This window comes from Paenibacillus sp. GD4, assembly GCF_030846225.1.
GTDB classification, from domain to species: domain Bacteria; phylum Bacillota; class Bacilli; order Paenibacillales; family NBRC-103111; genus Paenibacillus_G; species Paenibacillus_G silviterrae.
The window spans coordinates 2,834,777-2,847,365 of the sequence record NZ_JAVCYK010000001.1; the positions used below are offsets into that span (position 1 = coordinate 2,834,777).

The window sequence follows — 12,589 nt, forward strand, 5'->3', positions numbered from 1 at the left end:
ATGAATCGGGAGGTAGGGAATGATGAATGTCGGAGGAGCCAAGGAGGTGTCTGCGGCTAGGGTGGGGCAGCTGTTTACCGAATATCGGCCTTTGCTGTTCTCCATCGCTTATCGGATGCTCGGAACGGTCGCCGATGCCGAGGATATTGTTCAAGAGACGTTCGCAGCGATGCAGGCTGCCCAGCTTGAGCGAATTAGCAACATCAAGTCCTACCTTTGCAAAATGGTCATGAACCGCTGCCTGAACGAATGCAAATCAGCCCGCCGGCGCAGAGAGGAATATGTCGGTCCGTGGCTCCCCGAGCCGCTGATCGCGGAACAGGACCTGCCTGCCGCCGCGGCGGAGAATAACGAAGCCTTATCGTATGCGTTTCTGGTTATGCTGGACCGTCTGTCTCCTTTGGAGCGGGCGGTCTTCGTGCTGCGGACGGCGTACGAATATGATTATGCGGACATCGGGGAGATGGTCGGGCGGACAGAGGTGTATACCCGCAAGCTGTACAGCAACGCCAGGAAAAAGCTGCAGCCGGAAGCGGCGGTGCGGGGAGAAGAGCACGTCCCCGTCTCCCGAAGACAGAGGCTGGAGAGATTCGTCGCAGCCTTTCAGCGAAGGGATGTGGAGGGCCTGATGCGCATGCTGAACGAAGACGCCGTGCTTGTCTCGGACGGAGGCGGCAAGGTACGTTCTGCCATGAAGCCGATCTATAGCCGCGACCGCGTCACCACCTTGCTGGAGGTCATAGCTCGAGGGAATCTTGCCGGGGCTGAGGCGCAGATTCGGCAGGTTAACGGCAGGGAGGAGCTCCTCTTCTACAAGGAGGGCAGGCTCAAATCCGTCTTTTGTTTTGCTTGGGGAGAGAAGATTGACACCATCTACGCCGTGTTTAACCCGGAAAAGCTGAAAGAGGCACAGCCCGAATCGTAGCGGGCTGTGCCTCGTTCTACATGTGCTTGCTACCCTTGACCATCGTACCCTTGCAGAGAGGGCAGGTCTTCGAAGCGAGCTTCTCTTCCTCATGAGGGATGATTCTCTGCCACGCATGACACGAGCCGCTTGAGCATACCCAGGCGAAGACCGGCTCCCTTGGTCCGGCAGGAGGCGTGGCAGCATGGACTGCAGCGGCCCTCGGCTGCTCCGGCTTAGGGTAGGCGGCCAGCAGGAAGCGGGACGTCTGTGCTTTCTTGCCGCGGAAGTAATCCGGCGAGCTGATCGTCAGCTCCTCCTTCGCCCGGGTGATCGCGACGTAAGCGAGACGCCGCTCCTCCTCCAGAGCTTCCGCCGGCTCCATAGCAGAGCTGTGCGGCAGATTGCCCTCTACGGCTCCGATCAAATAAACGATCGGAAATTCAAGTCCCTTCGACTTGTGAATGGTCATGAGTGATACCTTTGCGTCTTCTTGGCTGACATTCCCCCCGCTCATCTCCTGACGCTTCTCCGCCATCTCCTTCACGAAGGCCAGAAACTGCTCTATCGTCCCGAAGCGCTGCGCCGAAGCCTCCAGCTCATCCAGCGCTTCCCTAAGCATTTCCTTATGCTGCGTAAGGGTGCTTCGCTTGTTCGTCTCCAGGAACTGGTCGTAGAAGTCCCGCCGCATCAAGCGGATCGCTTCTACGGGCTGCATGCCTTGAAGCATACGAATCAGCTTCAGGCGCTCCTTCAGCTTATCCTGCTGGAATTCCTTCCGGTTCGGCAGCTCCAGCAGGTGGATCATGGGCCACTTTTTCGGCTTGCCGGCGGCCTCCCGATCGTAGATCAGCTTCATGCCCTGCTCACGGCCGATATAGAGCGTAGGCAGCACGCTCTCCATAGCTTCGAAGCTTCGGTGATCGAGCGCGAGGCGAAGATGATCGACAAGGGGTCTTACCATCCACTGGTCATAGAACGACTGCCGGTCCCCGTAATCGACGAAAGGGACGCCACGGGAAATCAGCTGCTCGAGGATCGCCCGGTTGCTGCTCTCGGTGCGGTATAGGATGGCGATATCGTTATAGCTTTTTCCTGAAGCACCCGCTTTGTCCATGAGGTCATTCACCAGCCACTCGGCTTCCACATCGCTGTTCACCGGGCGGACATAACGCGGTTCGAGCCTGCTTTCCCTTGTAGCCTGTAATGTCTTCGGTCTCCGATGAAAATTATGACGAATCACCTCATTGCCGAGTCCGACAATGGAAGCGGTAGAGCGGTAATTGATATCCAGTACGACAGAAGCCGCCTGGGGGTACAGCAGATCGAACTCCAGGATGAACTCGTGCCGGGCGCCGGCAAAGGAGTAGATCGTCTGGTCGTCATCCCCTACAACCATTAAGTTGGTATGCTCCGCCGCCAGCAGCTGGACCAGCTCATACTGCACCTTGGTCGTATCCTGGAATTCATCGACGCATAAGTAGTGAAACCGCCGCTGCAGCGTGCGGAGCAGAGAAGGCTGCTCCTTCAACTCGCGATAAGCCAGCAAGAGTACGTCATCGAAGTCGATTTTGTGATGCTCGGCCTTCCACTGTTCGTATCGGAGCAGGAGAGCCTTCACGTCCTTCTCCTCGGCGGTATGCTCCGGCAGCTCCGTAAGCTCGAGCATCTGCATTTTATATGAGGATAGCAGGGAGAGCAGCGCTTCGGGCTGATAGGCGTCCTGGAGTCCCATCTCCAGCATGAAGCGTTTCAGCTGAATGTGCTGATGACGCGTATCGTGCCAAATGTCTTGGGTGTAACCGCGGGAACGCAGAATCCGCAGGCAAAATGCGTGAAAGGTTTTGATTTCCACCTGAGCTGCGACGGAAGCGGACAAGCCGGGCATGCGGGCAAGCCGTTCCCTCATCTCCTCGGCGGCTTTCTTGGAGAAGGTGACCAGCAGGAGCTGACGAGGGGGCACACGGTGCACGGTTATCAGATAAGCTGCACGGCATACCAGAACGGTCGTCTTCCCGGTACCGGCGCCGGCCAAGGTCAGCAAAGGCCCATTCCCATGGCGGACGGCCTGAATTTGAGGAGCGTTCAAGAGAATGCCATGCCGCTCCAGCGTACGAAAAAAGGTAGCATCCCCCTCTCGATCGGCTACCAATTCCTTGCTGGTACGCAGCTCGGCAAGAGAAGCCTTAGGGAGGACACGGGGCTCAGCCCCGCAGGGATGACGGTCGATGGGATAAAGAGTCATAGTGCGAATCACCTGAATGTATGAAATAGCGGCAGCCGAAGCTGCGCGACTACTTATTGTAGCACAGGACGGACCTGTGCGGACAAATGGAAAAAGAAGGGACGCATCGCAGGCTCAGCCGGATGCATCCCTCCTTTTTCCATTATTGCACTACCGACACATCGTCGTACACGACGACGCCTTGGTTCCATAAGCCGATTTTACCGGCGCTGTGGGCACTGTCCGTCACTGAGAGGAGCTCCGTTCCGCCCAGATACACCTTAAGGCTGGTCCCGCTGGCAACGACCCTCAACGTATACCAAGTATTCGCATTGTAGGTTACCGCGGTGGACGCCAAGACGGTGTTCGTTCCGGCAACCTTTTTCTGCAAATAGAGCTTTCCGTCGTACAGGTACGTCCAATAGTAGTTGTTATTGTCCGTCACCCGGAAAGCAAGCCCCGCTCGGGTTGTACTGGAGGCAGCCTTCAGCTTCAGGCTGTAATCGTAATTCGTCCAGGACGTGCCGCCGTTCGTCGCCAAGTAAGTCGAAGCCGTGCTGCTGCTCTGTTTGGCTGTCTTGGTGCCGTCCGTCACAATGCTCCATGTGCCGTTGCCCGTGGCGTTCGTCCAGCCTCCGGCCGGGAACGAGCCGTACGATTCGAAGGAATCGCTGAGAAGCGAGGTCGAGCTGCAGCCGGTGTAGGTTGTCACCGTCCCGAGGTACATATTGCCGGACGGGCTGCGAGTATTGCTGCAGGCTTTGGCGGAGCCCGCTTTGACATTGACTACATAACCGGTGCCGGAGTCCATATAGACCGTATTTTTATAAAAATCGTTGTTAAAGCCCCAGCCGGGCTGCCGTTCGTTGGTTTGGAAGGCATCGTTAATATTGGCGTTGTTGTTGCGGTAGCCGATATTATTGCGGATGATGTTGTCGTTGCCCTTCACGTCCATGAAGCTATCGGCCGAATTCGCGCCGGAGATGCCCGTTCCGTTGAAGGTATTGCCCTCCACCAGCGTGCCCTTAGATCCTTCCTTGATATCGATTGATTCCGCGGCCACGTTCGGTCCGATCGTATTGTTCCGAATGACGTTATAGTCGGTTTCCTTCACATAAGTGGACCATTTGCCATAATCGGAGCCGACATAGATGCCTTCGCCGTAATCCGGGGTCAGCACGCCGCAGTCGCGTATGGTAGAGCCTTGGATCGTATTATAGGAGCTGCCGTCGCGGAAATGCACGCCTTCCTCCCCAATATTGTACACCTCAACGTTGTCGATGAGACCGTTGTTGGCGTTATCCCACATAATTCCCTTCTTTCCGTTTGTAAGTTTCAGATCTTTAAGCTGGACATAGTTGCCCGTGTTGTGAAAAACATACCCTGAGCTTGTCGTCCCTCCGTTCAGAATTGCCCGATTGCTGCTGTCGGCGCTTGTGATGACGATGGGTGCGCCGGAGCTGCCGTCCTTGTTCAGGACGAAATTCCCCGAGTAGGTTCCTGCCGATAGCACGATCGTGTCCCCAGCGAGCGCGGTACTTAGAGCGCTGGAGAGGCAGGAAGCGGTGCTGCAGTTAATGGTCCTTGCTGCCGAAGCCTCCTTCGGCGCGGGGAGGAAGCTTCCCGCGATCACGAGCGACATGCCGATAAGCAATGAAGCCCTTGCTTTGTTCATTAACAAACCACCTTTCGAAGAGTTATTGGAAACCGCTTACATTCCATAATATAACATTGGTCTAAACATCCGTGTAGGCGGATTATTTTTAGGTGGCCTTCGGGGACCTGCAGAAAACACAAGGACAATGGGAAAAAAGGAACGCGGATCGCTGTGGCATCTACGTTCCTGTGGATTGCGGCTGCCCTCATTCCTCCTCGATTCTAGCTAGTATCGAATACTCGTCTGGATAGATCATCATATACTCGGTCAGTCCTACCATACGAAAGAGCTTCTGATAGTGAGGGGTTACCCCGAATGCGAACGTCTCGAAGCCTGCTTTACGCCCAGTCCGTACAATCCGAATGAGCAGGGCTATTCCGGAGCTGTTGATATAAACGGTCTCTGTAAAATTGATGATGAGAAAACGACGCCCGGATTCGAGTCCTTCCTCCCAGCGCGGCTGCAGCAGCAGCTCCTCCGCCTGCTTAGTAAGATCGCCGTGCAGGTCTAAAGCGATGGCCTTCTCCAGCTTGTGATGATGTACCTGAAAAGATGATTCCATAGGGATGCTCCTCCTTTCCTCATTTGGTTGCGAAATGCAGCTCGATGCAAAAGGGGGCCTGGCCCATCCCCACTCGTACTTCGTCGGCGAGCTGAGTCATAAGCAGCATGCCCCAGCCCCGGGGGTTTGCCTCCCCGTATGGATCGCGTCGGGTCAGCTCATCGGGAGCGAAACCGGCGCCTTGGTCGCAAATACGGAATACAACCGATCGCTCCCGTACCAGCATATCCGTGCTTACCGTGAGTGAAGGGTTCATACCGTTGCCATGCTCCATGGCATTCAGACAAGCCTCGGATACGGCCGTCAGCATATCGTGAAGCCGGGCAGCCGCACCGGGAATGGAGGAAAGCTCAGCTTGGATTTGGTTCATAATGGTTTTTTCCCAGCCATATCGGCTGGGAATGGTCCAGCTTCTCTCCAGGCTGCCGATTCCGTTATTCATAGTGGCGCTCCTTTCCTTTGTCCGTCATCCGTTGCAGCAGACGTCTGGTCTCTACCGAGGGGGTCATCCCCAGCTCATCCGAGAGAACCGCCTCCAGCCTGCGGTAGCAAGCCTCCGCCTCAGCGGGTCGCCCCTGGCTTAGGTGCAGTCTGATGATTTGCTGGTACGCTTCCTCTTGAGCGGGAGCGAGCGAGATCCACTCGGTCCAATAATGCTTTGCCTTCTCTTCGTCTCCGGCGGCAATAGACGCGGCGGCCAGCTTGCTTAGAACGCCGCATTGCAGCTCCTGCAGTTGAGTACGGCACCGTTCGAGCCAATCGGAATAGGGAAGCTCGGGGAGGAGGGGGCCGTACAGCAGACTGGCTTTACCGAGCAGCTCCAGGGCAAGATCCGGATCATCGGATCCAAGCTGATGGGCCACCCTCACCTGAATCCGGTATGTTTCCACATCGACCTCCCTGATCAACTGCGGATCGAGATAGAGGGTACCATCGATCATATAGAGACCCCTTTCCGCATGAAGCGACTCCTGAAGCACCTGACGCAGCCGATGAGCGGCCACGTGCAGCTGATTGATTGCTTTGCCGGGCTCCGCATCAGGGAAAAGCACGTCAGCCACAACCTCCCTTACCGCATTGTAGCCGGGCTGTAGAAGCAAATAGGCGAATAGCTCCAGCGCTTTCCTTCGCTTCCAATGGATATGGGTGATTTCGGTACCTTGGCTAGTGCAGGCAAGCCCGCCCAAGCAGCGGATGCTCCAGCCGCTGGGAAGCATCGGGGAAGAAGTCTCCTGCGAAAGTGGAGCCGCTGATGAGCTCCTCTCGTCAAGCGGGTGCAGATCCTGATAGGGCAGCTGCTGTTTTAATAGCAGGACTCTGGAAGCAAAAGAAACCGCCTTCGATTCCTTTCCTTGGGTCATGAACTGCTGGTACTGAATCCACGCGTGGTTGTACTGTACCTCTACATCCTCAGACACGGGATCTGCACAGGTACCCGATGACTGAAGGGAAAGCAAATCCCAATGGCGCTTGCTGAGTTCAGCAGGGAGTCCGGTGATGCCGGCGGAGCTTTCGTTAAGCATCCGGATACACTCTGGAGAAGCTCCGGCTTGCCGGACGTGGAGAAGCAGAGCCTCCTTAGTCGCCGGATGCTGCAGCAGCAGCTGGGGACGGAGTGAAGCCTCCGCCAGAGTATATATGGCAAGGCTGCGCAGGTCCGCTTCCCGGAATAACGAAGCTGCGCATTCGTAACGATCCGCCTCCAGCCCGAGATCCTTTCGGGAGCGGGCCAGCACAGCCAAGGCTAAAGGAATGCGGCCATCCTTGATTTCCAATTCCCTGAGTTCCCACTCCCGATCCAAGAACGCAAGCATCGTTTCTGCTTCATGCCATTGCCCCAGCTGTGTGCGGACAATAGCCAGCGAAGCGAAGGCGGACAGGAAGCGGGCAGACAAGCCTTGCCTGACATAGCCCTTCACGGAAGACTGAAGAGCATCTGCAGCCAAGGACAGCTTGCCCTCCAGCCAGCGCTTCTCCCCGTATACTTGAAGCAGTAGGGGGGACGTCTTCAATTCACCATGAGGAAGGAGATCCACGTACTCGCTTGCCGACGTGAAGTGGTCCAGGGCAGCGGCTTCCATGCGCCATGCCGCCTCACGAAATAAACCCGAATGGATCAGCTCAAGTACCGATTCGATGATGCTCCCCCCTTCACTTGTAATCAAATCAATTATGCAAAGTATAGCTTCCTGCGCCTTACATATTTCTTACAAACCGGTCCCGTATCTCGTGTCAGGCATCTTCCTTCCAATCAGGACCACAGTCCAGTCATCCTCATGAGATCCGAACCTTCGCTGCATCAGCGGGGCAGTCATAGTGTTCAGCTGTTCCTGCAGCGGCTTACCATGGGCAAGCCTGCTGAGAATGGACTCAAAGCTCTCAAAGCCAAGCATCTCGCCTTGGTCATTCATTGCCTCAATGACCCCATCTGTATAAAGCACCAGCCGGCTGTCGGGGCGAAGGTCAATGGTCCGGTAGCCATATACCATTTCCTCATCAATACCGATGGGGAGGGAAGAACAGTCTATTTGCTGAACGCTGTCGTTATGCAGAAGATAAGGGGCCATATGACCTGCACTGGCATACTCCAGACGGCCTGTAATGCAATCAATAACAGCAATTCCTAGGGTAACGAACATCTCGCCTTGGAGCGTCTCCGTCATCATACGGTTTAACCTCGTCATCAGCTCCCCTGCCGAGCCTCCATTTCGAACCTCTGCCCGAAACAGCACCATAACGGCTGACATGACCAAGGCTGCCGACAGTCCCTTTCCCGAAACATCCCCATTGATTACGGCGACCCGATGTTCATCGATGGGGACGATATCGTAGAGGTCACCGCCTACCTCCTGGCTTTGGCGGCAGCAGGCACTGATCTCTATATCGCCTGCAGTGTAATAGGCAGGCGGCATCAGCTTTCGTTGTACAATCGATGCGAGCTGAAGCTCCTGCTGCAATTTATTGTATTCCGCCCTCATGCGGGTACGGAACCCATTGACGGAAGTGGCGAGAAGCCCCAGCTCATCCTCTGCCAAGACGGGCAGCCTTTGCGCCGCCTCCCTGCTTTCGGAGCTTGTTAGAGCAGCTTTAAAGGAACCGATAATGGTGCGAAGCTCCCTGCGGAACGACAAAGCATGCATACAGAAGAGGGTGCCCCCCATAACGCAATAATAGGCAGCAATAGTCCCGATGTCCTGCAGTAACAGCTCCTTCCCGCGAAGGTTCTTGGTATGTACGTAATTGAGCATGCTAAACAGCATAATGAAAAAGCAGATCCCGAAGGTTACCAAGAAGGGATGCAGGAAGCTTCGTGACGTCCTATGCTGTATTGGCTCAGCAGAAGCGGGAGAGGCCTGCTGAAGCATAATAATATAAGGCTGCAGGCTGCTGCGTGAAAAAGTATATAGCAGCATGGCCAGGGTAGCGGCCAGTGTCATTTCCTTCAGCAAGGACTCCAGCAATTGCAAGAGTTTCTTAGAAGATATGGAGAACGGGGATTGTCCCTCATAGAGCAAGCTGGCCAAATCATACAAAAGGGAGAAAACGAGTGACAAGCCGAGCATCCCCCACAAGAGCTCCGCGGGAAATTGATACATTCGCCGGAGAGCGGTCGCTGCTCGTTCCTCCTTATGAGGCGCTCCCCAGTAGGAAACTGCCTTGTGAAGGCGAATCCAGGTTAGGAAGGTCAGCAGGAGTAGCATTAGTGCATCCCCGATCAGAATGGCCTTCAGGTTGAACTTCAACAATTTGTCCAGAGAGCTGCCATTAATCAGCATATTATAAATCCAAGTAAGGGTGATCGTTCCGATCGCCAGTGCAGCCGCGTAACAAAGGGTTAAGCGCAGCAGCAGCTGTACACCTGTACGGTTCATGCCGTATCCCCCTTCCAGATGACCGTGATGGCGGAGGGCTGCATTTCGTCATCATGGTTCACTCCCGCGGTGAAAAGAAGCTTCTCCCCAGGGAACAGGGGAAGCGTATGTTCCGTGTATAAGACATCAGCTGTCGTGCCCAATAGCGGCGGCGTCTTTTCTGCGTGGAGGCACAGACGTCCTCGGCTATCAGAGCAAGAGAGACGGCCGGCACTGGCTATCATGACTTGAGCGCGGTGGGGGTCGAACCAGCCGACGGTCATGGATACCTGAATCCCTTCCTGGAGCGTATCCCACAGCGCACGGTTAAGGGAGGTTACTAATCCCGAGGCGGACGCAGCTTGCTTCACCTCCAGCCGGAACAGCATAAGAACAGCAGACATGATCACTGCGGCAGGCAAGCCCTGCACCCCCGTGACGCATCCGGTCATGATGAGGAAGCGGCCATCCGGTAGAGGGGACACATCGAGCATCTCGCCATGCACGTCGGAGCTTTGCCGAGGTATGCATTGGATAAGGCAGGGGCCGAATTGGTGTTCCTCCGGGGGCAGCAGCCTTAGCTGTGTCTGCTTCGCAAGCTCAAGCTGCTTCTCGAGTTGTTCATGCTCCTTGCGAGAACGCTGCTGCATCTCTTGAAAGGCCGCCGCCAGCTCCCCTGTTTCGTAGGGAGAAGCTACAGGAACCTGCGCGTAGTAATCGGAACGGTTATAGCCTGGCAGCAAGAGGATACGGCTTGCCAGCTCCAGTACATCCCGGCGGAGTCGGTACAGCAGCCATGCAATAAGCAACGTACTGAGCAGGAAACCGAAGCAGGCGGCGAACAGGAGTCTTCCCTCCGAAATCGCTCTATTCAGTCCCAAGTCATTCAAGATCAGCCATAAGAGGGCAAAGATAGTGATCAGGGTGAAGCTGCCGGAGGCAAGAAGGAGCGGACGTATATGGCTGGCAGCGGACGGCCACAGAGAATGGAGCTCCATCTCCTTTATTACAAGAGGCCGCAGCCATCTTTCGGCGCAGGCGTACATGAGCAGGCCGAGAGCCAGGCTTATGGATAGCTCCAGAAGGAGGTGCTGCGCTGCAGCATAGCCATCCATGCGTTGCTCGGAAACGGCGAACCCCCAGGTGGCATAGTAAGCAGCCGAGCAGACTCCGCAGGCGATAACAACCCAGAAAAGTCGCATGGGAAAGCGGACCAGCCGCTGAAGTCGCACACCGTTAACGGTAGTCCTGCCGATAGGCTTTTCAAGTGTCGCAGAACCAAGCTGATAATAGGTGAACGTGGAAAGGACCATCGCGCCGGCCAGGCAGAACAGGATGAGCCCTACCACGCCGGTATTCATCCTATGCGGCATGCCGGAGCTCTCCTCCATCAGGTTATAGTTATAGAAGATAAAGAAGCAGAGCACGCCGGCTGCACCGTACATGTAAAAAAACCTGCGCATTAGCAGCGAAAGGGTGTAGGTCATCAGCACTATTTCCTATCTGTAGGGAGATGTCAGTACTCCCACTTATTTTATAATGGGCAGGGCTGATTATCTACAGCAAAGTGTCACATCGTGTAAGAGATTTGTAAGCGAATCCCGGTATACTTCATCCTAACGAAGGAAAGAAGGAGTGGGACTATTGAAAACGATCACTTGGATGCTTGCTTTGCTTCTCATGGCTGCGCTGGTGCCTTTCGGCACTGCAGCCGCCGCCGGCGGCGACGGGAAACTGTACTGGGGGGAAGTGAAAACAGGGACGTATCAGCCCCTTCATCCGAACACATTGAATTGGTCGGGGGATGTGCTGGATAAAGGCGGATTGGACTTAAAGACGATGGAAATAACTACGGACACCAAGAAGGCTGATCTGGTCATGAACCAGTATGGTTCCATCGGGGCTGCTTCCCTGCGCAAGCTGACCGGGGAGCAGCTGGAAGACCCGACACGCAGAGATTTGTCCAACTTTGGCAGCTCTTACACCATGGCTAAAGGGGATCTGTATTTGATCGTTCTCAGCGACGGCAAGTATGCCAAGCTTCGAATAGACCGCCTCATGCCGGAAGGGGGCCAGTCTTTCCAGCAGGTAGCTTTCAGCTACGTTATGGAAGGCGCGGCTAAGGAGCCTGCTTCCGCCTCACTGACATTTGATCCGCCTGCAGCTCCAGCTGTTTCAGAGCAGAAATCGACGATCCGGCTTGCCGTCAACAAGAAGGAAGCGACCGTGCAAGGAAAGGCGGTAGCGCTCCAGGTGGCGCCGACCATTGTAGACGGAACAACGCTGGTACCGCTTCGTTTTGTTGCCGAGGCGTTGGGGAGCGAGTTGACTTGGGACGGCGGCGAGAGGAAGATCACCTTGAAGCAGCAGGGTACGATGATCGTGCTGCGGGTCGACCAAACTGCAGCCTCTGTTAACGGCAAGCTCGTTTGGTTGGAGGTAGCGCCGACGATTATGGCGGATACGACAATGGTTCCGATTCGCTTTATCAGCGAGAGCTTCAATCAGCAGGTGGGCTATGATGCAAGCACCAAGACGATTACGATTACAGGGGAGGCACCCGCTGCACAGACTGCCGAGCCGTCCAACCCGGCTTCGAATCAAGGGTTTCTGGTCGGGATGATGGGCAATTGGTCACTCTCTTATTCGGTAGCCGATGCTGCGAATGAGGCGATTGGGTCCCTCAGTATATTTCAAGACGGCACCTACCTCGTTAAGCTGAAACATCGCGGGGAATTTACCGGTAATTGGACCATAGCTAAAGAATCCGAGGTGGAGGGGCATCCTGAAGCCATTATATTGAGCCATGCGATGGATAAATCCGATTGGGCGGTGGTTCCCGGGCAGAGGGGATCCGTGCAGCTGCTGCAAAAATATGTGTATTCCAACAATACGTTATACAACACCGTAATCACTACAACTTGGCTCCCCGGCTACGGTGGAGTAAAGGCTTCGGACAATCCGGGGGCTATTGAGGATTTTAAACTGAAGGAATATGATTTCAGCGGCTTCGTGGGCAGCTACGATCTTTGGATCGAGGGCGGTGCGACCAACTTGTATTATAGGGATACGGGGACTTATGCGACGCATGAATACCAAGCAGGCGCTGCGGCAGGTACCTTGACCATCCATGCGGACGGCACCTACACGATGAAGACAAAGGAAGCGGTCTCGGGCAAGTGGAGAGAATCGAAGCTGAACGAGGTATTCGGGTACGAGTACTCGATTATTTTGGAGGATGGACCGGACTCTATCGACTGGACCCTGCTCGTTAATGGCTCCGGTAAAATGATGGTGTCCTACGAGGCGGGCAAATGGGCGGACGGAAGCGTCATGTGGCTGCCTTACTATATAGCAAGCCCTGCAGCCAAGTAAGAAGAAGGGAGCGGAT

General features: G+C 55.3%; 9 protein-coding genes. 2 read left to right on the forward strand and 7 right to left on the reverse strand.

From position 1 onward, the window contains the following. The first annotated feature begins 19 nt into the window (after positions 1–19). Positions 20–925, forward strand: coding sequence for an RNA polymerase sigma-70 factor (locus RAC89_RS13405; RefSeq protein WP_306614039.1), 906 nt, complete (start codon positions 20–22; stop codon positions 923–925). A gap of 16 nt (positions 926–941) precedes the next feature. Here the strand turns inward: RAC89_RS13405 and RAC89_RS13410 are convergent, their stop codons facing one another. From RAC89_RS13410 to RAC89_RS13440, 7 genes are all read right to left on the reverse strand, one after another. Then, on the reverse strand, positions 942–3,149 hold the full coding sequence (locus RAC89_RS13410; protein WP_306614041.1) for a UvrD-helicase domain-containing protein: 2,208 nt from the start codon (positions 3,147–3,149) through the stop codon (positions 942–944). 142 nt (positions 3,150–3,291) lie between these two features. Beyond that, entirely contained in the window at positions 3,292–4,803 is a 1,512-nt protein-coding gene (locus RAC89_RS13415; RefSeq protein WP_306614043.1) for a 3-keto-alpha-glucoside-1,2-lyase-like domain-containing protein, read from the reverse strand. A 187-nt stretch (positions 4,804–4,990) separates the two neighbouring features. Continuing rightward, a complete protein-coding gene (locus RAC89_RS13420) occupies positions 4,991–5,347 on the reverse strand; it encodes an STAS domain-containing protein (RefSeq protein ID WP_306614045.1) in 357 nt (118 codons plus the stop codon). 19 nt (positions 5,348–5,366) lie between these two features. Then, positions 5,367–5,789: an ATP-binding protein gene (locus RAC89_RS13425; protein ID WP_306614047.1), complete on the reverse strand. Its 423-nt coding sequence runs from the start codon at positions 5,787–5,789 to the stop codon at positions 5,367–5,369. Then, the gene (locus tag RAC89_RS13430; RefSeq protein ID WP_306614048.1) at positions 5,782–7,512 is read right to left on the reverse strand and encodes an AfsR/SARP family transcriptional regulator; all 1,731 of its coding nucleotides are present in this window, start codon (positions 7,510–7,512) and stop codon (positions 5,782–5,784) included. Before RAC89_RS13430 ends, RAC89_RS13425 begins: the two co-directional genes overlap by 8 nt. Before the next feature lie 42 nt (positions 7,513–7,554). Then, on the reverse strand, positions 7,555–9,219 hold the full coding sequence (locus tag RAC89_RS13435) for a PP2C family protein-serine/threonine phosphatase (protein WP_306614049.1): 1,665 nt from the start codon (positions 9,217–9,219) through the stop codon (positions 7,555–7,557). After that, on the reverse strand, positions 9,216–10,661 hold the full coding sequence (locus RAC89_RS13440; RefSeq protein ID WP_306614051.1) for a PP2C family protein-serine/threonine phosphatase: 1,446 nt from the start codon (positions 10,659–10,661) through the stop codon (positions 9,216–9,218). Before RAC89_RS13440 ends, RAC89_RS13435 begins: the two co-directional genes overlap by 4 nt. A gap of 181 nt (positions 10,662–10,842) precedes the next feature. Here RAC89_RS13440 and RAC89_RS13445 point away from each other — a divergent pair, with 181 nt between their 5' ends. Beyond that, complete coding sequence (locus RAC89_RS13445; RefSeq protein ID WP_306614053.1) at positions 10,843–12,573, forward strand: copper amine oxidase N-terminal domain-containing protein; 1,731 nt, start codon at positions 10,843–10,845, stop codon at positions 12,571–12,573. Positions 12,574–12,589: the final 16 nt, after the last annotated feature.